This is a genomic window from Mitsuokella jalaludinii DSM 13811, from assembly GCF_000702905.1.
Taxonomy (GTDB): domain Bacteria; phylum Bacillota; class Negativicutes; order Selenomonadales; family Selenomonadaceae; genus Mitsuokella; species Mitsuokella jalaludinii.
Genome location: NZ_JNKR01000011.1, coordinates 12874 through 39374, shown reverse-complemented (window position 1 = coordinate 39374; position 26501 = coordinate 12874). Strand labels below are relative to the sequence as shown.

The following is a 26501-nucleotide window of genomic DNA, read 5'->3' as shown; positions in this document are numbered from 1 at the left end:
TGACACTCCCTTCTTATTTCTCATCTTCTCCATCATCGGACGGATCTACGATCGAACCGAGGCTGCCGATATCGGCGATGATGTCATCCGGCTTCTCGTCGTCGGACGGAGCACCCTCGTCGTAGTGGTCAGCGGCATCAGCCTTCGCAGCGGCGTCCTCGCCCTTCGTCGGGTCAACGCCTGCTACATCGAGATCGAGGTTCTTTGCTTTTTCGTTGATGTTCTCATCATCGTCATCGTCGTCCTGGATCGTGATTTCCTTAGCATCCTCATTGAGGACCTTGATGTCAAGACCGATGGACTGGAGCTCTTTGATGAGGACCTTGAAGGATTCCGGAACGCCCGGCTCTGGGATATTCTCGCCCTTGACGATGGCCTCGTACGCCTTGACACGGCCGACGACATCGTCAGACTTGACCGTCAGGATCTCCTGCAGCGTATAAGCGGCGCCGTATGCCTCGAGTGCCCAGACCTCCATCTCGCCGAAGCGCTGGCCGCCGAACTGTGCTTTACCACCGAGCGGCTGCTGCGTGACGAGGGAGTACGGACCTGTGGAACGAGCGTGGATCTTATCGTCGACGAGGTGATGCAGCTTGAGGAAGTACGTGCAGCCGACGGTTACGCGGTTCTCAAACGGCTCACCCGTGCGGCCATCGTAGAGGACGGTCTTGCCGTCGACCGGCAGGCCAGCAGCCTTGATGGTGCCGAATACCTCTTCATCGCTCGCACCGTCGAAGACAGGCGTCGCGATGTGCAGGCCGGCGACATCCGGCTTCGGCATGCCGAGGCGGTCGACGTCGTAGCCGAGGTCGCGCAGGCGCTGCTCGATCGTCGGATTGTGCTCCTTGATCTGCTTGCCGATCTCGAGGACAGCACGGCCGAGGTGTGCCTCGAGAATCTGACCGATATTCATGCGGGACGGGACGCCCAGCGGGTTCAGGACGATGTCGACCGGCGTGCCGTCCGGCAGGAACGGCATGTCTTCCTGGCGCATGATGCGCGAGACGACACCCTTGTTGCCGTGACGGCCTGCCATCTTATCGCCGACCGAGATCTTGCGCTTCTGGGCGATGTAGACGCGGACGAGGCGGTTGACGCCTGGCGGCAGCTCATCGTTGTTCTCGCGGCTGAAGATCTTGACGTCGACGATCTTGCCCTGCTCGCCGTGCGGGACGCGCAGCGACGTGTCGCGGACCTCGCGTGCCTTCTCGCCGAAGATGGCGCGCAGCAGGCGCTCCTCTGCCGTGAGCTCCGTCTCGCCTTTCGGCGTGACCTTGCCGACGAGGATATCGCCAGGACGGACGTCGGCACCGATCGAGATAATGCCTTCTTCATCGAGGTCCTTGAGGGCTTCTTCAGCGACATTCGGGATGTCGCGCGTGATCTCCTCAGGGCCGAGTTTCGTATCACGCGCATCGCACTCGTATTCCTCGATGTGGATGGACGTGTAGATATCGCGCTTGACGAGGTTCTCGGAGAGCAGGACAGCATCCTCGTAGTTGTAGCCTTCCCAAGGCATGTACGCAACGATGATGTTGTAGCCGAGTGCAAGTTCGCCGTGGTCCGTTGCCGGGCCGTCAGCGATTGGCTGTTTCTCCTCTACTTCGTCGCCTTTATAGACAATCGGGACCTGGTTGATGCAGGTACCCTGGTTGGAGCGCAGGAATTTCTGCAGTTTGTAGTGGTCGAGTTCGCCGCTCTGCGTGCGGACATTGATGTAATCCGCCGTGACTTCCTCGACGACGCCGGCATGCTTGGCAAGGACCATGACGCCCGAGTCGCAGGCTGCCTTGTACTCCATGCCCGTGCCGACGAGCGGAGCCTGCGTGCGCAGAAGAGGAACGGCCTGGCGCTGCATGTTCGCACCCATGAGGGCACGGTTCGCATCGTCGTTCTCGAGGAATGGGATCATCGTCGTCGCGATCGAGAAGACCTGGCGCGGGCTGACGTCCATGTAGTCGACCGTCTCTCGCGTGTGCAGGCCCGTCTCTTCGTTGAAACGCGCCGTGACGCGCTCGTTGACGAACCACTCGTTCTCGTCGAGCGGCTCGTTGGCCTGTGCGATGACGAGCTCGTCCTCTTCATCGGCCGTCAGGTAGCGGACTTCGTCCGTCACGCGGTGGTTCTCCTTGTCGACGCGGCGGTACGGCGTCTCCATGAAGCCGAACTGGTTGACGCGCGCATACGTGGCCAGAGAACCGATGAGGCCGATATTCGGGCCTTCTGGGGACTCGACTGGGCACATGCGGCCGTAGTGGGAGTTGTGGACATCGCGGACTTCGAAGCCTGCGCGCTCACGGGAAAGACCGCCCGGGCCGAGAGCCGAGAGACGGCGCTTATGCGTGAGCTCGGACAGCGGGTTGTGCTGGTCCATGAACTGCGAGAGCTGGGAGGAACCAAAGAATTCCTTGACCGCAGCGACGACCGGACGGATGTTGATGAGTGCCTGCGGCGTGATGACATCGACATCCTGGATCGTCATGCGTTCGCGGACGACGCGCTCCATGCGTGAGAGGCCGATGCGGAACTGATTCTGCAGCAGTTCACCGACGGCGCGGACGCGGCGGTTACCGAGGTGGTCGATATCATCCGTCGTGCCGAAGCCATCCATGAGGTTGAGCAGATAGCTGATCGAAGCGAGGATATCGTTCTTCGTGATCGTGCGGTCGTGGATGTCAAGCGTTGGCGAGCAGAGCAGGCGGACCTTCGTGCCATCCTTCTTGAGCAGGAACAGCGTGATGAGGTTGCCCTCACCGAAGAGCTGCTTCTCGCGCTCGACATCGACAGCATCGAGCATGTCTTCCGTGACGACTTCGCCCTGCGGGATGACGATCTCGCCCGTCTCGTGGTCGACAATCGGCTCTGCGAGGACCTTGCCGAGGATGCGGCGCTTCCAGCCGAGCTTCTTCGTCAGCTTGTAGCGGCCGACCGTAGCGAGGTCGTAGCGCTTCGGATCGAAGAACAGCGAATTGAGGAGCTGCGTCGCATTGTCCTCATTCGCCGGCTCGCCCGGACGCAGGCGCTTGTAGATCTCGATGACAGCCTTGCCCTGCGACTTGACGTCTTCACCATCACGCTCGATCGTGTTGAGCATGCGAGGATCGTCGCCGAAGAGCTCGATGATCTTCTCATCCGTATCGAAACCGAGTGCGCGGATGAAATACGTTACGGGCATCTTGCGCGTGCGGTCGATGCGGACCGAGACGACGTCATTCGTATCCGTCTCGAGCTCGATCCACGCACCACGGTTCGGGATCACCGTTGCATTGTAGAGGTGCTTGCCGGTCGGATCGATCTCCTCGCCGTAGTAGGCGCCCGGAGAGCGAACGAGCTGGCTGACGATGACACGCTCTGCACCATTGATGATGAACGTACCCGTATCGGTCATAAGCGGGAAATCGCCCATGAAGACTTCCTGCTCTTTGATTTCGCCTGTCTCGCGATTGATGAGGCGGACATTCACCCGAAGAGGTGCTGCCAGCGTCACATCGCGTTCCTTGCACTCGTCGAGATCGTACTTCGGCTCGCCGAGCGAGAAGCTCTCGAAGGACAAGACCAGATTTCCGGAGAAATCCTGGATTGGTGAGATATCATGGAAAATCTCCTGCAGTCCTTTATCGAGGAACCACTGGTAACTGTTCCGCTGGATGTCCAGCAGATGCGGCATCTCCATGACCTCTTTGATTCTGGCATAGCTATACCTGGTTCGTTTGCCCACCGGCACAGGATTAAACATTAAATCCTTCACCCCTTAGCCTGATTTTACTAGAATGTTTTTTGAAAGATAGAGAAATAACACAAATAGATGCGGAATCATAGAACAAGAAAAAAACAAGGTCAGCTTATTTTTTTGCACCTTGCTTCCGTTCCTTTCCACATACGCATAGTTATCCCTATTCAATTTCCTGTAGTTTAACACTATACCATAGCTTGACTTGACTGTCAAGTCAGGTGCATAAAAAAAAGACCGTCCTTGCGGACGGTCCCATATTCAGCAAACTGAATTACTTCAGCTCAACCGTAGCGCCAGCCTCTTCGAGCTTAGCCTTGAGGGCATCAGCATCAGCCTTGGAGACGTTCTCCTTGACCGGAGCCGGAGCGCCATCAACGAGAGCCTTAGCTTCCTTCAGGCCGAGGCCCGTAGCTTCACGGACAGCCTTGATGACGTTGATCTTCTTGTCGCCAACAGCGGAGAGAACGACCGTGAACTCAGTCTTCTCTTCAGCAGCAGCGCCAGCAGCAGCGCCAGCAGCAGCAACTGCAACCGGAGCAGCAGCGCTAACGCCGAACTTGTCTTCCATAGCCTTTACGAGCTCGGACAGCTCGAGGACAGTCATGTTTTCAATGGCTTCCATGATTTCTTCTTTAGTCATTTGATTTTCCTCCAATGTTTTGTTATTTTCGATTTGAATTCTTCGTGTTTATTTCTTAACCCCTCAGGCGGCCTGAGCCTCCTGAATGGAATTAAGCGGACTCTTTCTGCGAGCGGATTGCGTCAAGCACATAGACCGCATTGCGGATAACGCCCTGCAGAACGTTGACCGTGTTGGAAATCGGTGCGTTCATGCTGCCAAGCAGCTTGGCAATGAGTTCCTCGCGGGACGGCAGAGCTGCGAGAGCTTTGACCTCGTCGACGCCGATGACCTTGCCTTCGACCATACCGACTTTGACCGTCAGTACCTCAGCATCCTCGAGCTTGTTCTTCTTGATGAAGCCGCAGATGACCTTTGCCGGAGCAACAGCATCCTCCGTGGAGAATGCGAAAGCCGTCGTGCCCTCGAGGTGCTCTTCGATGCCCTCGATACCTGCCTCTTTGGCAGCGATGCGGAGCATCGTGTTCTTTACGACATGATAGGAAACGCCAGCCTCGCGGAGTTCGCGACGGAGTTCCGTATCCTGTGCAACCGTAAGACCCTTGTAGCTCGTGAGCACGACGCCCTTAGCGGACTCGAGCTGCTCCTTGAGCTGAGCGACAACAGCCTGTTTAGCGGAAGTAACACCCATTCTATTACACCTCCTGTCTTCTTGGATTTTAAAACAGATCAAAAAACCTCCGGCTGTCCGCCGGAGGTCACATTTTCTAAGTTAGGTGACTCCGGCCTCGGCAGGCGACATGATCGTCGTTAGATGATGAAATATCAAACCTGCTGTCTACAGCCTTCGATATGCGATTGGAGACCGGAGTCTCGCCTGATCCTCAGAGCGGCTTAGAGCTGAACCGGTACGCCCGGGCCCATCGTGGCGCTAACCGTGATGGAGCGGATGTACTGGCCCTTTGCAGCAGCCGGCTTAACGCGGATCAGTGTATCAATCAGGGCCTGGAAGTTCTGCTGAAGCTTCTCAGCGTCGAAAGATGCCTTGCCAATCGGGCAATGGACATTACCGGCCTTATCGGTGCGGTATTCGACTTTACCTGCTTTAATCTCGCTGATTGCCTTCGTGAGATCCATCGTTACCGTACCGAGTTTCGGGTTCGGCATGAGGCCGCGCGGGCCGAGGATCTTACCGAGACGACCAACCGTACCCATCATATCCGGCGTAGCAACAGCGACATCGAAGTCGAGCCAGCCACCCTGGATCTTCTGGACGATTTCATCGGAGCCAACGAAGTCTGCACCTGCAGCCTCTGCCTCCTTGACTTTCTCGCCTTTTGCAAAGACGAGGACGCGCTTGGATTTACCCGTGCCATGCGGCAGGACCATAGCGCCGCGGACCTGCTGATCAGCATACTTCGGATCAACGCCGAGGCGGACGTGCAGCTCGATCGTCTCATCGAACTTCTTCGTAGCCGTCTTCTTGACGAGTTCCATTGCTTCAGCGGCCGTGTAAAGCTTGCCAGCCTCTACGAGCTTGGCAGCTTCCTGATATTTCTTACCAGCTTTAGCCATTTGTGTTGTTCTCCTTTTTGTGGTTATAACGGTATTGCCTCCCACAGGAGGAAGGGATCAGGATCAGTCTACGATCTCGATGCCCATGCTGCGAGCCGTACCCTCGATCATGCGGGTAGCAGCCTCGATATCGCCAGCGTTCAGATCTTTCATCTTGCTCTCAGCGATTTCCTGTGCTTTTGCACGCGGCAGCTTTGCTACTTTGTTCTTGTTCGGCTCACCAGAAGCCTTCTCAAGACCAGCGGCCTTCTTCAGAAGGACAGCAGCCGGCGGAGTCTTCGTGATGAACGTGAAGGATCTATCCTCAAAAACCGTGATCACGACCGGGATCGTAAGACCAGCCTGTGCCTTGGTTCTCTCGTTGAACTCCTTGCAGAAGCCCATGATGTTGACGCCAGCCTGGCCCAGTGCAGGACCTACCGGAGGAGCCGGATTAGCTTTGCCAGCCATAACCTGAAGCTTTACAATCTTAGAAACTTTCTTAGCCATTGTTTGTTTCACCTCCTAAAAATGATGGAATGATGGTTCCGCTCAAAGCGTTTCGACCTGATCGAAACCAAGCTCAATCGGCGTCTCTTCGACGATGACCTTGAGGCGCGCTTTTTCCGTATCGATCTCGGAAACCGTGCCCGTGTAGTTCTCGAAGACACCCGAGTTGATGCGAACGACATCCCCGACTGCAACATTGAGTTCAGGTTTGTGTTCCTCTTCTTCTCCCATGGATTTCAGAATACGTTTTGCCTCAGCATCGGTAAGCGGTATCGGATGCTTCTCAGAACCGACGAAACCAGTAACACCGGTGGTGTTGCGCACAACGTACCAGGAATGTTCATCGACGATCATGTCGACGAGGACATATCCAGGGAAGACCTTACGTGGGACGACCTTTTTCTTGCCGTCCTTGATCTCGACCTCATCTTCAACCGGTACGACCACATTGAAGATCATGTTGCCCATGTTGGCCGTGTGGATCAGGCGCTCAAGATTGGCCTTGACCTTATTCTCATAGCCCGAATACGTGTGGATGACGTACCAGGCTCTGCCAGGGTTATCCTGACGGAGATCCATCTCGTCTTTTTCTGCCATGCTTATCTCACCCAGCTCACCTTAAAATGATGTGGAACAATCTCGCGAAGAACGTGTCGCAGATCCAGATCAGGGCGCATACGACAGCAACAGCGATGCCGACAACAGCCGTATAATTGACGAGCTCCTTCTTGGTGGACCAGGACACTTTTTTCATCTCTGCGACTACTTCGTCCAGGAACTTCTTCACAATCACTTCACATCCCCGTTCGTACTGACAACGCGTCCTTACTTCGTTTCCTTATGCACCGTGTGCTTCTTGCAGAACTTGCAGTACTTATTGAACTCCAGACGATCCGGGTTGTTCTTCTTATTCTTGTTCGTGCGGTAGTTGCGGCTGTGGCACTCCGTGCACTCCAACGTGATATTGTTGCGCATCCTTTATTACACCCCTTACGTTGCGAAAGTTGACTTTTTCATAATGTCACTAATACAATTTAGCACAGTTGGCAGGCGCTGTCAACACAAAATCCTTGACAAAAAGAAATCTTTTTGCCCGGACCTGTCAAAGCAGCTGCCTGCCAGATGGCATAAATAAAACCCCTGCATCAGGGGTTCAGTTGATGAATTGGTGGCGGCACAGAGATTTGAACTCCGGACACTGCGGGTATGAACCGCATGCTCTAGCCAACTGAGCTATGCCGCCATGTATGAATGGAGCTGATAACCAGGATTGAACTGGTGACCTTATCCTTACCAAGGATACGCTCTACCGACTGAGCTATATCAGCGACCTCACATTTGGTTGCGGGGACAGGACTTGAACCTGTGACCTTCGGGTTATGAGCCCGACGAGCTACCGACTGCTCCACCCCGCGATGAATCTATATCTATGATTTTGCGGATTATCATATTGGTTGCGGGAACAGGACTTGAACCTGTGACCTTCGGGTTATGAGCCCGACGAGCTACCGACTGCTCCATCCCGCGATATCATGTCTGCCGTACTACTTCCGGCTGACAAGATATAATTATAGAGCCTTTCTCCCCGATTGTCAACACCTAAAAACAAAAAAAATCGCCAGATCGCAAAAAAAATCAGGGCAGGCCCATGCCTGCCCTGTCCATTATATATGGAAGAGATGCGTCACGCTTTCTTTTCCTCTGCCTTGCCAGCCTGCGCTGCCTCTGGTTCCTCCCCAGTCTCGAAGAGGTATGCATAGCGCTCCTTGAATGCCTTGGGGTCCATGCGGTACGCATTGGCAAGGCCCGGATCGTCGAGGTCCTCCTTCTCCATGCGCATCATCGAGCCGCGCGCGATGCGGTACTGGACGGACTTGATGTTGACCTTGCGCACGCGCGTCTTGCCCGTGGCCGGATCCTTGATGTCCTCGAAGCGCATCGGCACAGCTTCGTTGTTCTGGATAGAGATCAGTGCACCGCTGTCACCGCGCATGAGGAAGCGGACGGCCGAGTAGCCGAGCGAGCGCGCGTAGTCGATATCGTAAGCAATCGGCGCCGTGCAGCGCAGCTCGTAGCCGATCTCCTTATCGATGATGGAGATCTTGATGCCGATCTTCTTGACCTCAGCGAGCACTGCCTGCTTGAGGATCTCACCGAAGTCGAGCTCGCTGTAGCGGATATGGCCGTGCTCATCCGTCACGACCTCGCCGAGCTTCTTGAAGTCTTCCGGCGCAATCTTCTCGATGACACCTTCAGCGATGACAGCGACGCCGTAGTTCTTGCCCGTCAGGTAGCGCTTGACGATGGAGCCCGTGACGATGTCGACGAGCTGCTGCAGCGGAATCTTCTTCTGCGGGAACTCCTCCGGGATGATCGTGATGGCAGCACCGGCGCTGCGGCCCATGCCAAGTGCCAGGTGACCGGCCGTGCGGCCCATGGCGATCGTGAAGTACCAGCGGTTGTTCGTCGTGCGCGCATCTTCCATGAGGTTCTCGATCTCCGTCGTCGCGAAAGCGCGGGCCGTCTCAAAGCCGAAAGTCGGCACGCCTTCCGGAAGCGGCAGGTCGTTGTCGATGGTCTTCGGCACGTGGACGACATTGATCGTGCGGCCCATCTTGCGCGCCTCTTCCGAGACGGCTGCCGAGCTGTAGGCCGTGTCATCGCCGCCGATCGTCACGAGGTGCGTGACACCGAGCTCCGTCAGCGTCTCCACGACCGTGCGCAGGTCGGACTCTTTCTTTGTCGGGTTGAAGCGGCTCATCTTGAGGATGCAGCCGCCCGCCATGTGGATGTGGCTGATGTCCTTCGGCTCGAGGCGGACGTAATTCTTCTCGCCGCGCGCAAGTCTCGAGAAACCATCGTAGATGCCGAGTACATCCCAGCCATGGCGCGTCGCCTCATTCGTGATACCCGAGATGACGCTGTTGATGCCAGGAGCGGGGCCGCCGCCGCAGACGATTGCGATAACATTCTTGATGCCGATCATGGAAATTCCCCCTTAGGTTTGTTGGTACGTTCGGTACTCAAATTTGATTACAGTACATTTATTCGTCTTTTTTCTCCATATTCCTGCTTGCATCCTATTGTTTTTCAAAGTTTTTGAAAATTTTTTGTCAAAAACAGCCACTTCCCCAGCGGATTGAGGAAGTGGCTGCTCCTATTGCCCTTTCTTATCTGCGGCCGGAACGCCCCGGCTTGGCGCGATGGCCGAGATTCGACTTCGTGCCGCGTGCCTTCTGGCGGCGGCTGCGGTCATTGCGCCCCTTGTGCGAGGCCCCCTTGCGGTTGGCATACTTCGACAGCGGCTTGCGCTGTGCCTTCTTCTCCGCACGCTTCTCGCGAATCTCCTTGAGGATCTGCTCCTGCTTCTCCTTGTGGCGGCGTCCGCGCTCCGAGCGCTGCTTGCGTATCCTGTCCTTGATGCCGCTCTCGATGCGGCGCAACAGGTCATACTGGCGCGCGTTGACGAAAGTGATGGCCTTGCCGCGCTCGCCCGCGCGGCCCGTGCGGCCGATGCGGTGAATGTAACTCTCGGCATCATGCGGGATATCGTAGTTGAAGACATGCGTCACGCCCTCGATGTCGAGGCCGCGCGCCGCGATATCCGTCGCACAGAGGATCTGGAGCTCGGCCTTGCGGAAGCGCTTGAGTACGAGCGTGCGCTGGACCTGCGAGAGGTCACCGTGCAGCTCATCGACGAGGTAGCCGCGCGCGGCGAGCGCCATCGTGACCATGTGCGCGCGCTGCTTCGTGTGGCAGAAGACCATCGCAAGATACGGCTGCTCCTGATTGATGATCTCGCAGAGCTTGTCGATCTTCGTCTCCTCGCGCGTGTCGATGATGACCTGGTCGATGGCGTCGAGCGTCACATGCTCCGACTTGATCTCAAGGTTCTGGGGCGCGTTCATGTAGCGCGCAGAGAGTGCCTTGACGCGGTCCGGCATTGTCGCCGAGAACAGCATGAGCTGACGGTCGCCTGCCGTTGCCTGCAGCAGCGTCTCGACGTCCTCAATGAAGCCAAGGCGCATCATCTCATCGGCCTCGTCGAGGACGACCTTATTGACCTGCGAGAGGTCGATTGTCTGACGGCGCAGGTGGTCCAAAAGGCGTCCCGGCGTGCCGATGATGAGCTGCGGATGGCGGCGGAGCTTCTGCTTCTGCCGCTCGATGTCCTGCCCGCCGAAGATGACGAGCGAAGAGATGTCGGCCGCAGCCGCGAGCGACTGCGCGACCTTGGCGATCTGGATGGCCAGCTCGCGCGTCGGCGTGATGACGAGTGCCTGCGTGACGGCTGCCTGCGGCTTGATCTTCTCGATGATTGGCAGCAGGAAGGCTAGCGTCTTGCCCGTGCCCGTCTGCGCCTTGACGATGCAGTCGTTTCCTGCGCGCACGAGTGGCATGGCCTTCTCCTGCACCGGCGTCGCCTCCTTGATGCCGTGATTGCGCAGGACATCGCAGAGAGAGGCGCGGATGCCGAGTTCCTGGAATGTTGTCATGTATCTATCCTCTCATTCTTTCTGATCGTACCGCATCAGGATGAGAGGACTTCCGTCCCCGTCTCCGTGATGAGCACCGTATTCTCCCACTGTGCGGAAAGCTTGCCGTCCTTCGTGCGGACCGTCCAGCCGTCTCCCTTGTCGACGACGACCTTGTAAGAACCTTCATTGATCATCGGCTCGACCGTCAGGATCATGCCCGGCACGAGCAGCATGCCCGTGTCCTTCTCCCCGACGTGCGGCACGAACGGCTCGAGATGGAAGTCCTTGCCGACGCCGTGACCGCCGAGGTCCGTGACGACGGAGTAGCCGTTCTCATGGGCATGCGCCGCGCAGGCTGCGCCAATGTCGCCGAGGAAGTGCCAGGGGCGGATGGCCTTGATGCCGAGCTCCATGCACTCCTTCGTGACGCGCACGAGTTTCTCTGCTTCCGGCGAAGCCTTGCCGACGATGTACATGCGCGAGGCATCCGCGTAGTAGCCGTTGAGGATCGTCGTGATGTCGATATTCAGGATATCGCCCTCCTTGAGGATCGTCTTCTTCGACGGGATGCCGTGACAGACGACCTCGTTGATCGAGATGCAGACGTTCTTCGGATAGCCCTCGTAGTTGAGGCAGGCCGGGATACCGCCGCGCTCGCGGATGTAGTCAGCCGCAGCCTGGTCGAGCGATGCCGTATCGACGCCCGGGCGGACGAGTTCCGTCATGAGGTCGAGTGCGCCGTCATTGATGACGCCAGCGGCGCGCACGCCGGCAATATCCTTCTCGTTGTTGATGACCTTCTTCGGCGGGCGCACCTGGCCGCGGAAGATGTCGAATTTCATCTCCGAGATGCGCTCATCAAAGTCTTCGTGGCATTTCTTGTACTTCTTGCCGCTGCCACACCAGCATAAATCATTTCTCATCATCTGGATGAATACTCCTTTATACTATATATCATGGATATCATGGATATTCTGAGGGATGGACGGCCTTATGCCGCCAATTCCTGTGCATGTTACACCTATATCATTATAAGCCGATTTGACGATTTGTAAAACCTTTTCTGCTCAGCTGAACCTCACCGGGCTTCCTTGACCTCATTTCCCGCTTGTTATATACTAAACGATATGTATGGAGATGGGCCCTTTGTCCATCCCGGATCGTACTGCCAAGTGTACTGTATGAATGAAAAGGATGTGTCTCGATGACTACCTGGATCAAACGAATCCTGCTGGCTCTGCTGATAATCTTCCTGGCGATATTCGCGCTCTGCGCCTACCGCATGCACTCGGTCACCCGTGCCGTACCAGTGCTCAACTACCATCAGATCAATGACCGCGACGAGAACTCGCTGACTGTCCACACGGACGAGTTCGACGAGCAGATGAAGTACCTCTCCGACAACGGCTACCACGCTATCACACCGGAGGAGATGATGGACGCCTGGGAAAACGGCACGCCGCTGCCCGAGAAGCCCGTCATCCTGACGTTCGATGACGGCTACGTCGACAACTACAAGAACGCCTACCCGATCCTCGAGAAGTACAACCTCAAGGGGACAATCTTCCTGATCTCAGACTTCGTCGGCACCTACCCCAACTACATGACCTGGGCACAGGTCGACGAGATGCAGCAGAGCGGTCTCATCGACTTCGAGAGCCACACGCTCTCGCATCCAGAGCTCGACAAGATCCCGTCTGACCAGGTACAGCACCAGCTCACGGACTCCAAGAAAGCCCTTGAATGGCGCCTGAATAAACCCATCAAATTCATCGCCTATCCGTGCGGCTCTTACGACGAAGAGCTCGAGCGCATGACGAAGGAAGCAGGCTACCGCGCCGCCTTCACCGTCCATTACGGCCTGGCCAACCCGGACGAGAACCCCTACATCCTCGACCGCGTGCCGATCTTCGGCTGCAATTCACATCAGTTCCTGCGCTTCCGCCTGCGCCTCGAATACGCGCCGATCTTCGCGCCGCTCGACGCACTGAGCCGCGACCTCGTCAAGAACGGCCATACGCTCCTCGCACGCTTCGTCCCAACACCATGACCCATGACATGCAAGTGACAATCCGATAAGACAAAAACAGCTCCAAGAGCCATGAGGCTCCTGGAGCTGTTTTCATGTAAGGGGGATGGCTTATGCCTCTTCTTCCTCCTTGACGCGGGGGAGCGTCTTAAAGGTGAAGTCTGTCCCGTCATAGCCGATCTCAACGGTATCGCCCTCGCGGACATCGCCGCGGATGATCTGCTTCGACAGGGAAGTCTCGACCGTATGCGTCAACAGGCGGCGCAGCGGGCGGGCACCGAAGTTCGGATCGAAGCCCTTGTCGGCAAGTGCCGTGAGCGCCTCATCCGTCCACTTGAGCGAGATCTTGATCTGCTTCTCAAGGCGGTCGCTGAGACTCTTGAGCATGATGGCCGCGATATTCTTGACCTGCTCCTTCTGGAGCGCCTTGAAGACAATGATATCGTCGACACGATTGAGGAATTCCGGACGGAAGTAATCCTTGAGGATTTCCTTGACCGCGCCCTTCGCCTCATCGTAGCTCTTGTTGAGGATCTCGTGCGAGCCGAGGTTCGACGTCATGATGATGACCGTGTTCTTGAAGTTGACCACACGGCCCTTGCCATCCGTCAAGCGGCCATCGTCGAGGATCTGCAACAGTACATTGAAGACGTCGCGATGCGCTTTCTCGATCTCATCGAGCAAGATGACGCTGTACGGGCGACGGCGAACCGCTTCCGTGAGCTGGCCGCCCTCATCGTAGCCGACGTATCCCGGAGGCGCGCCGATGAGGCGCGATACGCTGTGCTTCTCCATGTACTCCGACATATCGATGCGGATCATGCTGCGCTCATCGTCGAAGAGTGCCTCAGCCAGCGTTTTCGCGAGCTCTGTCTTGCCGACGCCCGTCGGGCCGAGGAAGATGAACGAGCCGATTGGGCGGTTCGGGTCCTTGATGCCGGCACGTGCGCGCAGGATAGCTTCGCTGACAGCCTTGACGGCTTCGTCCTGTCCGACGACGCGCGCGTGCAGGACATCTTCGAGGTGCAGCAGTTTCTCGCGCTCGCCCGTCAGCATCTTCGTCACCGGAATGCCCGTCCAGCGGCTGACGACCTGCGCGATATCCTCTTCGCCGACCTCTTCCTTGAGCAGGCGGTTGTCCTTCGATTTGGCCGCGATGATGGCCTCCTCTTCTTTGAGCTTCTTCTGGAGCTCCGGCAGCTTGCCGTACTTGAGTTCCGACATGCGGTTGAGGTCGTAGGCGCGCTCAGCGGCCTCCATCTCGCTGTTCACGCCGTCAATCTCTTTCTTGATGGCGCGGACGCGCAGGATGGCATTCTTCTCAGCCTCCCACTGCGATCTGAGCTCCGTCTCCTCTTTCTGGAGTTTTTCTTTCTCCTTCGTGATCTTCTGGAGCTTCTCCTCGGAGGCTTCATCCGTCTCCTTCTTCAAGGCCTGCTCCTCGATCTCGAGCTGCATGATCTTGCGGCGGATCTCATCGAGCGGCTGCGGCATGGATTCGATTTCCGTGCGCAGCTTTGCGGCCGCCTCATCGACGAGGTCGATGGCCTTATCCGGCAGGAAGCGGTCCGAGATGTAGCGATCCGACAGCGTTGCCGCTGCAACGAGAGCTGCATCGCGGATGCGCACGCCGTGATGGACCTCATAGCGCTCCTTGAGGCCGCGCAGGATCGAGATCGTGTCCTCGACGCTCGGCTCGCCGACCATGACCGGCTGGAAGCGACGCTCGAGGGCCGTATCCTTCTCGATGTATTTGCGGTACTCGTTGAGTGTCGTCGCACCGATGCAGCGGAGTTCACCGCGGGCCAGCATCGGCTTCAAGAGGTTGCCGGCATCCATTGCGCCTTCCGTCGCGCCGGCGCCGACGACCGTGTGGAGCTCATCGATGAAGAGCAGGATCTGGCCGTCCGACTTCGCGATCTCATTGAGGACGCTCTTGAGGCGTTCTTCGAACTCACCGCGGTATTTCGCACCGGCGATCAGGGAGCCCATGTCGAGTGAGAAGAGCGTCTTGTTCTTCAGCGACTCTGGCACATCGCCCGCCACGATGCGGCGCGCGAGCCCCTCGACGATAGCCGTCTTGCCGACGCCCGGTTCACCAATGAGCACCGGGTTGTTCTTCGTGCGGCGTGACAGGATCTCGATCGTGCGGCGGATCTCCTCGTCACGGCCGATGACCGGATCGAGCTTGCCGGCACGCGCCGCAGCCGTGAGGTCGCGCCCGAACTTCTCGAGGGACTTATAGCCCTCTTCCGGGTTGTCCGTCGTGACATTCTGCTTGCGGTTCTTGCGGATGGACGCCTGGATCGCGGATTTCGTCAGGTGGAACTGGCGGCAGATGTCCTGCACCTCGCTGCTGCCGTCCGTTGCGAGAGCCAGCAGCAGATGCTCCGTCGAGACGTAGTCATCCTTCATGGACTTGGCGTATTCCTCGGCGCGGCCGAGCACGCGCACCATGTCCATGCCCATGCCAAGGCGGTCCGTACCCTTGACGCTCGGAATCTTCGCGAGCTCCTGCTCCAGTCTTGCCTTGAGCATCGGCATATCCGTCTGGCATTCCTCAAAGATTGTCGCGAGCAGTCCCTCCGGCTCCTTGGCCAGAGCCAGCAGCACGTGCGCTGACGTAATCTCCTGATGGTATTTCATGGCTGCGATCTGCTGAGCGGACTGCAGGGCCGCCAGCGTCTTCGCTGTATATTTTTCTTGTCCCATAATCATATCCTCCATAATCGCTCTTATTGTCATCATTATTCTGAAACTTGCTTGTTTCTATATCCTATTATAGCGGATAAAGTCAAAAAGTCAAATACTTTTTCTGACTTTTTGACTTTATTTTTAAAAATTTTTTCCGGCATAAAAAAAGTCCGAGACAAACGTCTCAGACCATAGGCTTACCACCCTGCCAGGGAACAAAATCGCGATACGAGATGTGGAACTGCATGAGGATCTTGCCGACGATGTGCTGGATCTGCTTCTCGACCGTGTCCGCACCGTTGTAGAACGTCAGCACCGGCGGCACGACAATGCAGCCATAATCTGCAGCCTCCTTGATATTGCGCAGATGGATGCGGCTCATCGGCATCTCGCGCGGCACGATGACGACCTTGCGCCCCTCCTTGAGGCAGACATCGGCCGCCCGCAGCAGCAGGTCATCCGTGTAGCCGCTGACGATGCCGGCCACCGTCTTCATGCTGCAGGGGATGATGATCATGCCGTTCGTCTCATAGGAGCCGCTCGATATCGAGGCCGCCATATTGCGGTTGTCGTGGACGACATCGGCCAGCGCGCGGACCTCCTCGAGGGAGTGTTCCGTCTCATAGGGAAAGGTCACGGCCGCCCCCTCCGTGATGATCAGATGCGTCTCCACCTCCGGCAGCTCATGGAGAGCCTTGAGGAGGTACCACCCCATGATGACACCACTGGCTCCCGAAATCCCGACAATCAATCGCAAGATATATCCCTCTCTTCTCTGCTGTACGTTACTCATCCCATCCATTTTATCATAGGGGCTCTGCAAAAAAAAGATGAATGCCGCAAGCGGCACCCATCTCATCTATTCTACAATAGAGTCACGAACGCGGTGCAGACTGCCAGGTCTTCACGAGCTCACGCGCAGCAGCGGCCGGGTCGTCGGCCCCAGCCACGGCACTGACAACGAAAAAGCCGTCGACGCCCGTCTTGCGCAGGGCGGGCAGATCGCGTGCCTTGACGCCGCCGCCGACCACGACGGGCACGGGGCTGATGCGGTGGAGTTCCGTCAGCTCCGCGAAACTTCTCGTGATGACATGGCCCTCAGCATCGCGACCGCAGTCCTTCTTCGTCGGCGTCTCATGGAGAGGTCCCGCGCCGAAGTAGTCGATAGCGCTTGTGTCAGCATGGCGCACGTAGTCGAGCAGTTCATTCGTGCGCGCCGACAGGCCGATAACGGCCTCCTCTCCGAGGTACTTGCGGCAGACAGCTGCCGGGATGTCACTCTGGCCGACGTGGATGCCATCGACCTTGATGCCCGCCTCGCGCGCCGCCAGTGCGACATCGAGCCTGTCGTTGACGAGCAGGACGACTTCATCTGACTTGCCGAGTTCCCGCAGGACATCCGCTGCCTCGCGGCAGAGTGCGATGAGCTCCCTCGCCGAGGCCGTCTTTGAGCGGATCTGCAGGCAGGTGAAGCCGTTCTCCACGGCTGCCCGGATGATATCTGCCACCGGCCGTCCGAGCGTATTCTCGGGACCTACGACGAGGTAGGCCGATATATCGAAATTCTTGCGCATGTTCATGAAACTTCTCCTCAGGTCAATCAGATCAATGCAAATGGATTTTCCGCAATCGCGCCCGGCTTTGCGCGATAGAGCGCATCGAGGAAGGCCGCGCGGAAGCTGCCGGGGCCCTTGGCCTCCCTCTGCGCCCGGGTACCCGCCAGATTGTAGGCCTGGACAGCCGTCAGCGCCGCGATGAACGGTGAGGCCTCAGCCAGGTAGACAGCCGTGACGCCGCCGAGCGAGCAGCCAGCGCCCGTGATCTTCGTGAAGAGCGGTGAGCCGCCCTCACTGCGGACTGTCACCGTGCCGTCCGTGACGAGGTCCCACTCGCCCGAGACAGCCACAGCACCGTCGATGAAAGAAGCCAGTGCCTCGGCGGCCGGGCGCGCAGCCCCGACGCTGTCCGTCGCATCGACGCCGCGCACGCCGCCCTTGGCCGCTCCTGTATCGAGCCCCCAGAGATTTGCGAGCGCGATGATCTCCGATGCATTGCCGCGCACGACAGCAGGCGGCATGGCGCGGAAGCAGCGCAAGAGTTCCGTGCGCAAGCTGCCGATGCCGATGGCCACCGGATCGAGTACCCAGCGGCGGCGATGCTCATGGAGCGCCCGGACGGTGCGCGGCAGCGTCTCCGCGTAGAATGGCATGACCGTGCCCAAGTTGATGTAGAAGGATTCGCCGGCGGCTGCCACGCCTTCGCCCTCATCGGGCAGATAGACCATGGCGGCAGAGCCACCCGCCGCCAGCTGCGCATTGGCCACGAGCTCCATCGTCACAGAGTTCGTGATGGACGGTACGAAGGGGCAGTCCTCCTTCGTGCGGCGCACCGTCGCTGCGATTTCCCGCTGTATGCTCTCACAATCCAAATCCAATCCCCCTAACCTTTATCAAGCCAATATCATTCTCCCATCGGCAGGTCCGTCGCCTTGGCATTCGCCAGGATATCGGCCGGTACCTGCACATCCTCGAGCGTATTGAAATCGCGTCCCTGCAGGTGGAAGTCTACCGTACTCTCGCGGATGTCCTTTAGCAGCTGCTCGCGCTCCGAGCGCGGCATGTCACGGCGCTTCACGATGATGGATGCGGCCTTGCGGATGGGCTCCGTGAGATTGGCGTGGACATCCGTCAGCAGCTTCTTCTCCGTGTCGATCGTGACTGTGTAGCTGAAATCCGGCAGGCTGCGGCAGATCTCCGCCAGCGTCTTCTGCATCACTTCATCCTTAGCCGTCGGCACGATCTGATCAGCAAGCAGCTTCCCGAACGCCTTGCCGTCGACCGTCACGAGATAAGTCTGGTTGGCGCCTTCCTGTACGCCGAACGATACATCCTTGGCGATGTCCATGAAGCCGTCGGAGAAGGCAGCGGACCAGAAGTCATTGACCTTCTTGTCGGCCGGTTTGCGCGGCGTGACGGATTTCTGCCATTCGCCGTGGCCGAGCTTGCAGTAGAATGCTGTAGCCTTCTCCGTCTCGCGGATGTAGTAGGCCAGCTCGCGCTCAAAGGCCGGCGCGCCCGGCAGCGTGACCGTGATGCGCATCGTGCCCTTCGCCCGCGCGTACGGCTCCGAGACAAATGTGATGTCGCTCGTCAGCCCTGTGCTGCCCTTCGGCGTCGAAGCCGCGAGATTGAAGTCATACGTGCCGTTCTTGACCTCTGCCAGCTGGTCGAAGTCCTGGTCGAGCGAGCTCCTCGCATCGATCGTGACGACTTCTTGTGCTGCAACGGCCCCCTTCGCCTCATCCTTGCCTGCCTCTTTGTCGGCAGCAGCCTCTGCTTTTTCCGCTATAGCTTTTCCGTCTGCAGCATTAGCCGCCTGCGGTGCAGCCGCTTCAGTCGTCACGGCTGCCGCCGCAGCAGGATGCTCTGCGGCTTGTGCCGCCTCTGCGCTTGTCATCCCATACGGTGCCAGGGTCATGGTCAGCCCCAGCAGGATGGCGGTCATCTTCTTCTTGCTGCTTGTGGCACGCATCGTGCCGTTCATGAAATGGAACTTCATCGAATTCCCTCCTCTATTCCCGCATGTCGCATGCGCCTGCGAACTGCTGCGTTTCGTTTTCGATACTCTACACTATTCTCTGAGATACGAGAAAAATCCTTCTCGAAAGAAGGATTTCCCGATTTCTCTTTGATTTTATTGCTCGTATCCCTTGAGATGGTTGAGGAAGTTCTGCATCATCGTCCGTCCCGACGGAGTCAGGATGGACTCTGGATGGAACTGGATGCCCTCGATGTCTTTCTCCTTGTGTCGCACGCCCATGATCGTGCCGTCGGCGAGTTCGCTCGTGACCTCGAGGCAATCGGGCAGCGTCGCGCGGTCGATGATCAGGGAGTGATAGCGGCCGACCTCGATGTCCTGCGGCAGTCCCTCATAGAGGCCGCGACCGTTGTGGCGGATGCGCGAGACTTTGCCGTGGACGATCTCGCCCGCGCGCACGACCTTGCCGCCGAAGACCTCGCCGATGGCCTGGTGGCCGAGGCAGATACCGAGAATCGGCACCCTGCCGCCAAGTTCGCGGATGACATCCTCGCTGATGCCCGCATCCCTCGGGACGCCCGGCCCCGGCGAGATGACGATGCCCGCGTACTGTTTCGCCTCGATCTCGGCCACTGTCGTCTGGTCATGGCGGATGACCTCGACGTCCGCGCCAAGCTCCGCCAACAGCTGGTAGACGTTGTAGGTAAAGGAGTCGTAATTATCTAAAAGCAACAGCATCGTTCTCGACCTCCTCTACGACTTCAAACAGGGCTTTTGACTTCTGCAGGATCTCCTGGTACTCCTTTTCCGCCACAGAATCGGCCACGATGCCGGCACCGGACTGGATGACCGCTGTATCATCATGTTCGATGCGCATGGTGCGCAGCGTGATGCACATGTCCATGTTGCCGCAGAAATCCATGTAGCCGACTGTGCCCGAATACGAATTGCGCTTGACTGGTTCGAGCTCGCGGATGATTTCCATCGCGCGCAGCTTCGGCGCCCCGCTGACCGTGCCAGCCGGGAACGTCGCGCGCAGCACATCCATTGGCGTGTAGCCCTTCTTGAGCTTGCCGACGACCTCCGAGACCATGTGCATGACATGGCTGAAGTACTCGACCTGACGCAGCTTTGTCACGCGGACTGTCCCCGGCTCGCTGATGCGGCCGATGTCGTTGCGCGCGAGATCGACGAGCATCGAGTGCTCCGCACATTCCTTCGTATCACCCTTGAGATCCTTGGCAAGGACTGCATCCTCAGCGGCATCGCGGCCGCGGCGGCGCGTGCCGGCAATCGGGTACGTGTAGACCGCATCGCCTGCGACCTTGACGAGCATCTCCGGCGAAGCGCCGACGAGCTTGACGGGGCCGAAGTTGAAGTAGAACATGTAGGGCGACGGATTGACCTGACGCAGGCGGCGGTAGAAGTGGAAGCACGGCTTCGTGATCTTCTCGCGGAACTGGCGCGAGGGCACGACCTGGAAGATATCGCCGGCAAAGATGTGCTCCTTGGCCTTGTGGATGGCCTGCAGGAAGTCCTCCGGCGCCTTGCCGAATTTTTTGAGGAAGTCGACCTTCTCGCGGCGCTTGGCCGTCTCACCAGCCTGCGGCGCGAGCGGTGCCGAGAGACGTGCCTCGACCTTCGCGATCTTCTCGACGACAGCATCGTACGCCTCATCGGCATCGCGCCCCTTCGTATCAGCCAGGCAGATGAGGCGGGCGCTGTTGTGCAGCGCATCGTAGACGACGAGGACACGGCAGATCATGAACTGGCCGAGAAGCTCCTCCTCGCCGAGTTCCATGCCGCGCACGCGGTCGAACGTCGCGACGATGTCGTAGTTGAGGTAGCCGACCATGCCGCCGTTCGCGAGCGGCAGTGAAGCATCCTCGACGGCAGGCCTATAGCCCTGCATGTACGTCTTGAGCGTCTCAACCGGCTCGCCCACGATGCACTTCATCAGGCCATTCTCGTTGATCATGAGCTTGTCCTTGAAGACCTGCAGGCGGGCAAACGGCTCTGCACCGATGAAGGAAAAGCGGCCGAACTGCTGGTGCGTCGTGTCGACGGATTCCAGGATGAAGCCCTTCTTCTCGCCGACGAGTTTATAGTAAACAGATACAGGCGTGTCGAGATCCATATTGATCTCTTTGGCAACGGCGATGAGATTCGTCTCCGCTGCCAGCTTGCAGAACGCCTCCCGCGATGGTTTGAGTTCCATGATGATTGCTCCTCTCATGTCACACATAGGATATCCGATAATATGGCGGTCAGGCATCCTTGCCGTACGCCGCATCGAGGGCCTCGCGCATGGCTCCGATCAGCGCCATGGCCTCTGCAAAGCGTCCGTCCATGAGGCGCTTGACGACAGCACTGCCGACTATGACAGCATCGCTCTTGGCCGCAGCCTCGACGGCGGCCTCCGGCGAGCCGATGCCGAAGCCGACAGCCAGCGGCGTGTCCGTGAACTTGCGCGCCTTCGCGCAGACCGCGCCGATCGTCGAGTAGTCGATCTTCTTGACGCCCGTGACACCGTTGTTCGAGACGCAGTAGATGAAGCCCGTCGCGCCCTTGCACGTCTCTGCCATGCGCGCTTCCGTCGTGCCCGGCGTGATGAATTCGGCCAGATGGAAGTCGTGGGCCGCGCAGATCTTCCGCATCTCGCCCGATTCCTCATGCGGCACATCCGGCACGATGATGCCGTCCATGCCGGCCGCCTTGAAGTCCGTGACGAACTTCTCGAAGCCGTAGTGGTACATGTTGTTGATGTAGCCCATGCCGATCAGCGGGATTTCCGAGAACTTGCGGATCTCGCGCACGATCTCGAGCTCCTTCTTGAGCGTCATGCCGTTCTTCAGAGCGCAGACCGATGACGACTGGATGACGGGACCGTCCGCCATCGGGTCAGAGAACGGCAGGCCGAGCTCGATGACGTCAGCACCGGCCTTCTCCGCCTCGCGAACAGCCCGAAGCGTCGTCTCCACGTCTGGCGCACCAGCCGTGATATAGATGAAAATCCCCTTTTTGCCGGCTGCCTTGAGTTCAGCCATCTTTTTATCCAAACGCGTGCTCATCAGTCAATCTCCTCCCCAAGAACTTTTGCTACCATCTGTACATCCTTGTCGCCGCGGCCCGAGAGCGTGACGACGACCGACTCATCGGGATGCGTCTGCGGCATGAGCTTGTCAAGGTACGCAAGCGCATGCGAGCTCTCCATTGCGGGGATGATGCCCTCGACCCTCGAGAGGCGCTGGAATGCATCGAGCGCTTCCTTATCTGTGACCGAGACGTACTTGACGATCCCTTCATCTTTATAATAGGAATGTTCCGGTCCGACACCCGGGTAGTCGAGTCCGGCCGAGATGGAATACGCCTCGACGACCTGGCCATCCGGGTCCTGCAGCAGATAGCTGAAAGCGCCGTGCAGAATGCCCGGTTCGCCGGCTCCCGAGAGCGTCTTGGCATTGTCCGTCGGCGCCTCTCCGCGGCCGCCCGCCTCGACGCCGAACTTCTTGACCGACGGGTCGTTGCGGAAGTCGTAGAACGTGCCGATGGCGTTGCTGCCGCCGCCGACGCAGGCCAGGAGGTAATCCGGCAGGCCGCCAATCTTCTCAATGGCCTGCTCGCGGATCTCCTCGCCGATGACCTTCTGGAAGTCGCGCACAATGGTCGGATACGGATGCGGGCCGACAGCCGAGCCTATGATGTAGTGCGTGTCCGTGATGTTCGTCGCCCAGTAGCGGATGGCTTCACTCGTCGCATCCTTGAGCGTGCCCGTGCCGGACGAAACGGGAATGACTTTTGCGCCGAGCAGCTTCATGCGGAAGACGTTGAGCTTCTGGCGCTCGACATCGAGTGCCCCCATGAAGACATGACACTCCATGCCGAAGAGCGCGGCGACCGTCGCCGAAGCGACGCCGTGCTGACCAGCGCCCGTCTCCGCGACGATGCGCTTCTTGCCCATGCGCTTCGCGAGCAATGCCTGCCCGAGAGCATTGTTGATCTTGTGGGCGCCCGTGTGCAGGAGATCCTCGCGCTTGAGGAAGATCTTCGCGCGGCCGTAATACTTCGTGAGCTTGTCGGCGTAGTAGAGGTTCGTCGGACGGCCTGCGTACTCGCGCAGGTACATCTTGAACTCATCCTGGAAATCCGGATCGTCCTTGTACTTGGCATAAGCCGCCTCGAGCTCATTGAGCGCCGGCATGACGATTTCCGGCACATACTGTCCACCAAATTTACCAAATCTGCCCTTCGTGTTCATCTCTGTACTTCCTTTCTCATCTCTATCTCGTATGTCCTGTGGGAATCAGGCCATATCTTGCTGTTCTGCACCGGCAGCGGCCATCAGGCGCGTCTGCGCGGCGACATCGTCCGCCCGGACAAGGCCCTCGCCGACGAGGATGCCGTCGCAGCCCGCAGAGCGCAGCCGCCTTGCATCCTCACCCGTGAAGATGCCGCTCTCGCTGATCAGCGTGCGCTTTCTGTCGGCATATGGCAACAGCTCCATCGTCTGCTCGATTGATGTCGTGAACGAGACGAGGTTGCGGTTGTTGATGCCGATGAATTCCGCCGGCGTCGCCAGCGCCGCCTCCATGTCTCGGCGATCGTGGACTTCGACGAGCGCATCCATGCCGAGGCTCCACGCCGTGTAGAGGAACTTCTTGAGCGTCTCCGGCGTCAGGATGCGCGCGATCAGCAGTACAGCGTTGGCGCCGAGCATCCTGGCCTCGTAGATTTGGTATGCGTCAATGATAAAATCCTTGCGCAAAAGCGGCAGGCTGACCTCCGCGCGGACTTTGCGGAAATCCTCATTGCAGCCGAGGAAATGCGGGTCCGTATGCACGGAGAGCATGCTCGCACCATTGTCCTCGTAGATATGCGCGAGCTCCGTGACAGAGTAGCGGCGGCAGAGCCTCCCCTTTGCGGGGCTCTGGAGCTTGCACTCCGCGATGAGGTTCCATTTGCGCTCGCGGAAGCGGTGTGCCATCTCGAAGTTCCCACAGACGAGCGCCCGCTTCACCTCATCGAGCGGCATCTGCCGCTTGGCATCGGCTACGATGCCCTTCTTCTTCTCGACAATCTCTGCTAATATATCCCGCACGTCAATTCCTCCCATTGATCTTGTCTATCTGCGCCATAAAGGCGGCAATGCGCTCTGCTGACTTCTCACGATGGACTTCCAAGCTGCCTGAGACATCGACGGCAAACGGATGGAAAATCGCGTTGACCTCGCCGACATTTGCCTCGCTGATGCCGCCCGCAATGAGCACGGGTTTCCGGACCGCAGCGACTTCGCGCTGCGCCCGCTGCCAGTCGAAGCGCGTTCCCGTGCCGCCGGCCGCGCCCTCCTGGTAGGCATCGACGAGGATCATCGCGGCGGGATAGGCATTGGCAGCCTCTGCCGAGAAGCCGTCACCGTAGCGGTAGGCCTTGATGACGGGGACTTCCATCTGCTCCGCATAGGCCGCATCCTCGTGACCATGCAGCTGGACAAAGTCGAGATGGCACTGCCTTGCGATGAGGTTGACCACCTCCGGTGTCTCATCAACGAATACGCCCACTTTCTTGACATGTGGCACGGCCTCGACAATTCGGGCGGCCTGCTCCGGCTCGACGAAGCGATGGCTCCGTCGCCAGAAGATGAAGCCGATGAAATCCGCGCCCGCACCTTCCGCTGCACGAGCCGCCCCGACCGTCTTCATACCACACAATTTCGCCTTGAGCATCATTCCATCCCTCACGATCCTTTGTCCACATCAAAAAGCACCTGCAAAAAAATCAATCAAAAAGCCCCGCCGAGCAGATTGCTCAGCGGGGCGAAAAATCTTCGCGGTACCACCCGTTTCAAATGGTATAGCCATTCCTCATTTCCGGTACGGGAAATCCTTCCGATACCGTAGCCCTTTAACGGTGGCGGCCGTCCCAGCCTACTCTCCCCTCCTTCCACGGAAAGGATTTCGGTGAGCTCTCGCAGGACCATTCACATAGCATATCGCGCCGTACCTTGCACCAATCGACGGCTCGCTGTCGGGATAGTGGCTGTGCTACTATTTCCTGTTCGATGATTTTGTGTAACACTGTTAACTTGTTGATGGCTATTATATTACTCGACTTTACATGTGATGTCAAGCCCTGTGCAGAAATTTTTCTATCACAGGTATCACAGGCAGCACGGTCATCAGTCATCCATCGCGGAATCGTCCATCATCGGTCCGGGGCCGTGATGCCAGCCCATGCTGCGCGGGCCGGGGCCGCGGAATTTCTGCAGGGCACGGCGGTCCACGCCGAGCTGCTCGGCGACATCGCTCCAGCGGTTGTTGATCTTCTTGAGGTCGAGCACCGACTGGATGTCCTTGTCCGCCGCCTTGGCGAGTGCCGCTGCCCAAGAGATATCCCATGGCTCATAGCCATCCTTCAGGAGGTTCATGGCCGTCGTCTCATCGACATTGCCGTCCTGGCTCAGGTCCTTGGCCGTCATCTCGCAGCGCACCGATGCCACCTTCTCGCGCGTCACGCCAAGCGACCTGCCGATCGTGCGCCAGTCCTTGTCATCCGTCTTGAGAGCCAGCACATCCTCGAAGGATTTGCCGCTGATCTTGGCCAACATAGCCGCCTGACCGATGTCGCGGAAATCCTTATTGTCGTCCAGCGCACTCTTGACCTGCTTCTCGTCCACGCCGAACGACGCAGCAATGTGCTTAGCTACCTCATCCGTCGTCATCCGCGGCGGCTGGCCATCTGGCCGCTCTCCCTGCGTCATGCAGTAGCGCGGCTGCATAGCCGCCTTGTCCTGTGACTGTGCCGAGAGCACGCCAAAGCCGCCCGCCGTCAGCACCAGGCCAGCCACGATGCCGGCCACGATTTTACGCTGTTTCCATATCATAATTCATCAACGCCTTTCTGTCAGCTGATTCTTTCCTTCTTGATACTTACACTATAGCGAAAGGCATTTAAGTTGACTTTAGCAAGGAATTAGAAATCGATTGAATTTGCAAAACGCGCGATTCTCGCAAGTTTATTTCAAAAAAACAAGGAAAAAACGCACAAGATGTCGTATAATAATAAATGCAGGTTATTATGGGAAAGAGGTGACTAGGATGACGGAACAGGAAATCGAGAAGCTCGTCCAGGACAAGCTCAACGAGGCGTACAAGGAAAACGAGCCGCCGAAGAAGTTCTTCCTCACGGAGAACGGCCGCGGCGTCGTTGACGGCGGTGACATGTACAACGCAGTCGTCGAGGATGTCCTTCGCATCGTGCAGAAAGCCATGACGGAAACGCTCAAGGCTGCACTCAAGAAATAAGGCATGAAAAAAATCCGGCAGGACGAACCCCCTGCCGGATTTTTTATAAGGTCAGATGCCCCGCGACTGAACGACAAGAAACAAG

The 26501-nt window shown here is 58.2% G+C and carries 25 protein-coding genes, 4 tRNA genes and 1 other annotated feature; of the genes, 2 read left to right on the top strand and 27 right to left on the bottom strand.

The genetic code is table 11. The features are described 5' to 3' along the window. Nucleotides 1-13: 13 nt before the first annotated feature. From rpoB to map, 15 genes are all read right to left on the bottom strand, one after another. Nucleotides 14-3736: a DNA-directed RNA polymerase subunit beta gene (gene rpoB / locus T518_RS06985; protein WP_036377389.1), complete on the bottom strand. Its 3723-nt coding sequence runs from the start codon at nucleotides 3734-3736 to the stop codon at nucleotides 14-16. A gap of 268 nt (nucleotides 3737-4004) precedes the next feature. Then, on the bottom strand, nucleotides 4005-4373 hold the full coding sequence (gene rplL, locus T518_RS06980; RefSeq protein ID WP_036377387.1) for a 50S ribosomal protein L7/L12: 369 nt from the start codon (nucleotides 4371-4373) through the stop codon (nucleotides 4005-4007). Nucleotides 4374-4464: 91 nt separating this feature from the next. Further along, nucleotides 4465-5004, bottom strand: a complete 540-nt coding sequence (rplJ, locus tag T518_RS06975; protein WP_005839126.1) for a 50S ribosomal protein L10 — start codon at nucleotides 5002-5004, stop codon at nucleotides 4465-4467. Nucleotides 5005-5207: 203 nt separating this feature from the next. Next, nucleotides 5208-5888, bottom strand: a complete 681-nt coding sequence (gene rplA / locus T518_RS06970; protein WP_036377385.1) for a 50S ribosomal protein L1 — start codon at nucleotides 5886-5888, stop codon at nucleotides 5208-5210. Between the two features lie 63 nt (nucleotides 5889-5951). Further along, on the bottom strand, nucleotides 5952-6377 hold the full coding sequence (gene rplK, locus T518_RS06965; RefSeq protein WP_005839123.1) for a 50S ribosomal protein L11: 426 nt from the start codon (nucleotides 6375-6377) through the stop codon (nucleotides 5952-5954). A 42-nt stretch (nucleotides 6378-6419) separates the two neighbouring features. Then, nucleotides 6420-6974, bottom strand: coding sequence for a transcription termination/antitermination protein NusG (gene nusG, locus T518_RS06960; RefSeq protein WP_036377383.1), 555 nt, complete (start codon nucleotides 6972-6974; stop codon nucleotides 6420-6422). 16 nt (nucleotides 6975-6990) lie between these two features. Continuing rightward, on the bottom strand, nucleotides 6991-7170 hold the full coding sequence (gene secE / locus T518_RS06955) for a preprotein translocase subunit SecE (protein WP_036377380.1): 180 nt from the start codon (nucleotides 7168-7170) through the stop codon (nucleotides 6991-6993). 32 nt (nucleotides 7171-7202) lie between these two features. Continuing rightward, a complete protein-coding gene (gene rpmG, locus T518_RS06950) occupies nucleotides 7203-7352 on the bottom strand; it encodes a 50S ribosomal protein L33 (RefSeq protein ID WP_005839118.1) in 150 nt (49 codons plus the stop codon). Between the two features lie 191 nt (nucleotides 7353-7543). Continuing rightward, nucleotides 7544-7620 (bottom strand) — tRNA-Met (locus T518_RS06945). A gap of 9 nt (nucleotides 7621-7629) precedes the next feature. Continuing rightward, nucleotides 7630-7705, bottom strand: a tRNA-Thr gene (locus T518_RS06940). 11 nt (nucleotides 7706-7716) lie between these two features. Beyond that, nucleotides 7717-7792 (bottom strand) — tRNA-Met (locus T518_RS06935). Nucleotides 7793-7828: 36 nt separating this feature from the next. After that, a tRNA-Met gene (locus T518_RS06930) sits at nucleotides 7829-7904 on the bottom strand. A 157-nt stretch (nucleotides 7905-8061) separates the two neighbouring features. Then, nucleotides 8062-9363, bottom strand: coding sequence for a diphosphate--fructose-6-phosphate 1-phosphotransferase (gene pfp / locus T518_RS06925; protein ID WP_036377375.1), 1302 nt, complete (start codon nucleotides 9361-9363; stop codon nucleotides 8062-8064). A gap of 184 nt (nucleotides 9364-9547) precedes the next feature. Continuing rightward, a complete protein-coding gene (locus T518_RS06920; RefSeq protein WP_036377372.1) occupies nucleotides 9548-10873 on the bottom strand; it encodes a DEAD/DEAH box helicase in 1326 nt (441 codons plus the stop codon). A gap of 35 nt (nucleotides 10874-10908) precedes the next feature. Continuing rightward, on the bottom strand, nucleotides 10909-11781 hold the full coding sequence (gene map, locus T518_RS06915; RefSeq protein WP_036377369.1) for a type I methionyl aminopeptidase: 873 nt from the start codon (nucleotides 11779-11781) through the stop codon (nucleotides 10909-10911). A 278-nt stretch (nucleotides 11782-12059) separates the two neighbouring features. On the opposite strand from map, the gene T518_RS06910 reads away from it, so the two are divergent. Then, a complete protein-coding gene (locus T518_RS06910; protein WP_036377366.1) occupies nucleotides 12060-12905 on the top strand; it encodes a polysaccharide deacetylase family protein in 846 nt (281 codons plus the stop codon). Nucleotides 12906-12995: 90 nt separating this feature from the next. Here the strand turns inward: T518_RS06910 and clpB are convergent, their stop codons facing one another. From clpB to T518_RS06850, 12 genes are all read right to left on the bottom strand, one after another. Beyond that, a complete protein-coding gene (gene clpB, locus T518_RS06905; RefSeq protein ID WP_036377365.1) occupies nucleotides 12996-15596 on the bottom strand; it encodes an ATP-dependent chaperone ClpB in 2601 nt (866 codons plus the stop codon). A 166-nt stretch (nucleotides 15597-15762) separates the two neighbouring features. After that, nucleotides 15763-16335: a UbiX family flavin prenyltransferase gene (locus tag T518_RS06900; protein WP_264293488.1), complete on the bottom strand. Its 573-nt coding sequence runs from the start codon at nucleotides 16333-16335 to the stop codon at nucleotides 15763-15765. 118 nt (nucleotides 16336-16453) lie between these two features. Then, the gene (locus T518_RS06895) at nucleotides 16454-17158 is read right to left on the bottom strand and encodes a thiamine phosphate synthase (protein ID WP_036377364.1); all 705 of its coding nucleotides are present in this window, start codon (nucleotides 17156-17158) and stop codon (nucleotides 16454-16456) included. Between the two features lie 20 nt (nucleotides 17159-17178). Then, the gene (thiM, locus tag T518_RS06890) at nucleotides 17179-18006 is read right to left on the bottom strand and encodes a hydroxyethylthiazole kinase (RefSeq protein WP_036377361.1); all 828 of its coding nucleotides are present in this window, start codon (nucleotides 18004-18006) and stop codon (nucleotides 17179-17181) included. A gap of 32 nt (nucleotides 18007-18038) precedes the next feature. Next, nucleotides 18039-19136: a hypothetical protein gene (locus T518_RS06885; RefSeq protein WP_036377358.1), complete on the bottom strand. Its 1098-nt coding sequence runs from the start codon at nucleotides 19134-19136 to the stop codon at nucleotides 18039-18041. Between the two features lie 135 nt (nucleotides 19137-19271). Beyond that, nucleotides 19272-19853, bottom strand: a complete 582-nt coding sequence (locus T518_RS06880; RefSeq protein WP_036377355.1) for an anthranilate synthase component II — start codon at nucleotides 19851-19853, stop codon at nucleotides 19272-19274. Continuing rightward, the gene (locus tag T518_RS06875) at nucleotides 19834-21333 is read right to left on the bottom strand and encodes an anthranilate synthase component I family protein (RefSeq protein WP_036377352.1); all 1500 of its coding nucleotides are present in this window, start codon (nucleotides 21331-21333) and stop codon (nucleotides 19834-19836) included. Before T518_RS06875 ends, T518_RS06880 begins: the two co-directional genes overlap by 20 nt. A gap of 49 nt (nucleotides 21334-21382) precedes the next feature. Then, entirely contained in the window at nucleotides 21383-22186 is an 804-nt protein-coding gene (gene trpA / locus T518_RS06870; RefSeq protein ID WP_036377349.1) for a tryptophan synthase subunit alpha, read from the bottom strand. Next, nucleotides 22186-23373 (bottom strand): tryptophan synthase subunit beta, encoded by a 1188-nt coding sequence (trpB, locus tag T518_RS06865; RefSeq protein ID WP_036377346.1) that lies wholly within the window; start codon nucleotides 23371-23373, stop codon nucleotides 22186-22188. The genes trpA and trpB overlap by 1 nt, the downstream gene beginning before the upstream one ends. A gap of 45 nt (nucleotides 23374-23418) precedes the next feature. After that, nucleotides 23419-24213, bottom strand: coding sequence for an indole-3-glycerol phosphate synthase TrpC (gene trpC / locus T518_RS06860; RefSeq protein WP_036377343.1), 795 nt, complete (start codon nucleotides 24211-24213; stop codon nucleotides 23419-23421). Between the two features lies 1 nt (nucleotide 24214). After that, nucleotides 24215-24838, bottom strand: coding sequence for a phosphoribosylanthranilate isomerase (locus T518_RS06855; protein WP_036377444.1), 624 nt, complete (start codon nucleotides 24836-24838; stop codon nucleotides 24215-24217). Nucleotides 24839-24921: 83 nt separating this feature from the next. Further along, nucleotides 24922-25183, bottom strand: a binding site (T-box leader). Between the two features lie 107 nt (nucleotides 25184-25290). Then, nucleotides 25291-25995, bottom strand: a complete 705-nt coding sequence (locus T518_RS06850; protein ID WP_051652233.1) for a hypothetical protein — start codon at nucleotides 25993-25995, stop codon at nucleotides 25291-25293. Nucleotides 25996-26209: 214 nt separating this feature from the next. On the opposite strand from T518_RS06850, the gene T518_RS06845 reads away from it, so the two are divergent. Next, on the top strand, nucleotides 26210-26416 hold the full coding sequence (locus T518_RS06845; RefSeq protein ID WP_036377341.1) for a hypothetical protein: 207 nt from the start codon (nucleotides 26210-26212) through the stop codon (nucleotides 26414-26416). Nucleotides 26417-26501 lie beyond the last annotated feature (85 nt).

Bases quoted from the DNA above. Each gene is read 5' to 3' on its own strand.
- T518_RS06880 (WP_036377355.1), bottom strand. From the start codon at position 19,853: ATGCTGTTGCTTTTAGATAATTACGACTCCTTTACCTACAACGTCTAC.
- rplL (WP_036377387.1), bottom strand. From the start codon at position 4,373: ATGACTAAAGAAGAAATCATGGAAGCCATTGAAAACATGACTGTCCTC.
- trpA (WP_036377349.1), bottom strand. From the start codon at position 22,186: ATGAGCACGCGTTTGGATAAAAAGATGGCTGAACTCAAGGCAGCCGGC.
- T518_RS06885 (WP_036377358.1), bottom strand. From the start codon at position 19,136: ATGAAGTTCCATTTCATGAACGGCACGATGCGTGCCACAAGCAGCAAG.
- T518_RS06875 (WP_036377352.1), bottom strand. From the start codon at position 21,333: ATGGAACTCAAACCATCGCGGGAGGCGTTCTGCAAGCTGGCAGCGGAG.
- nusG (WP_036377383.1), bottom strand. From the start codon at position 6,974: ATGGCAGAAAAAGACGAGATGGATCTCCGTCAGGATAACCCTGGCAGA.
- T518_RS06920 (WP_036377372.1), bottom strand. From the start codon at position 10,873: ATGACAACATTCCAGGAACTCGGCATCCGCGCCTCTCTCTGCGATGTC.
- rpoB (WP_036377389.1), bottom strand. From the start codon at position 3,736: ATGTTTAATCCTGTGCCGGTGGGCAAACGAACCAGGTATAGCTATGCC.
- T518_RS06855 (WP_036377444.1), bottom strand. From the start codon at position 24,838: ATGCTCAAGGCGAAATTGTGTGGTATGAAGACGGTCGGGGCGGCTCGT.
- T518_RS06895 (WP_036377364.1), bottom strand. From the start codon at position 17,158: ATGAACATGCGCAAGAATTTCGATATATCGGCCTACCTCGTCGTAGGT.
- clpB (WP_036377365.1), bottom strand. From the start codon at position 15,596: ATGGGACAAGAAAAATATACAGCGAAGACGCTGGCGGCCCTGCAGTCC.
- trpB (WP_036377346.1), bottom strand. From the start codon at position 23,373: ATGAACACGAAGGGCAGATTTGGTAAATTTGGTGGACAGTATGTGCCG.
- T518_RS06910 (WP_036377366.1), top strand. From the start codon at position 12,060: ATGACTACCTGGATCAAACGAATCCTGCTGGCTCTGCTGATAATCTTC.
- rpmG (WP_005839118.1), bottom strand. From the start codon at position 7,352: ATGCGCAACAATATCACGTTGGAGTGCACGGAGTGCCACAGCCGCAAC.
- T518_RS06845 (WP_036377341.1), top strand. From the start codon at position 26,210: ATGACGGAACAGGAAATCGAGAAGCTCGTCCAGGACAAGCTCAACGAG.
- pfp (WP_036377375.1), bottom strand. From the start codon at position 9,363: ATGATCGGCATCAAGAATGTTATCGCAATCGTCTGCGGCGGCGGCCCC.
- rplK (WP_005839123.1), bottom strand. From the start codon at position 6,377: ATGGCTAAGAAAGTTTCTAAGATTGTAAAGCTTCAGGTTATGGCTGGC.
- rplJ (WP_005839126.1), bottom strand. From the start codon at position 5,004: ATGGGTGTTACTTCCGCTAAACAGGCTGTTGTCGCTCAGCTCAAGGAG.
- rplA (WP_036377385.1), bottom strand. From the start codon at position 5,888: ATGGCTAAAGCTGGTAAGAAATATCAGGAAGCTGCCAAGCTCGTAGAG.
- T518_RS06850 (WP_051652233.1), bottom strand. From the start codon at position 25,995: ATGATATGGAAACAGCGTAAAATCGTGGCCGGCATCGTGGCTGGCCTG.
- map (WP_036377369.1), bottom strand. From the start codon at position 11,781: ATGATGAGAAATGATTTATGCTGGTGTGGCAGCGGCAAGAAGTACAAG.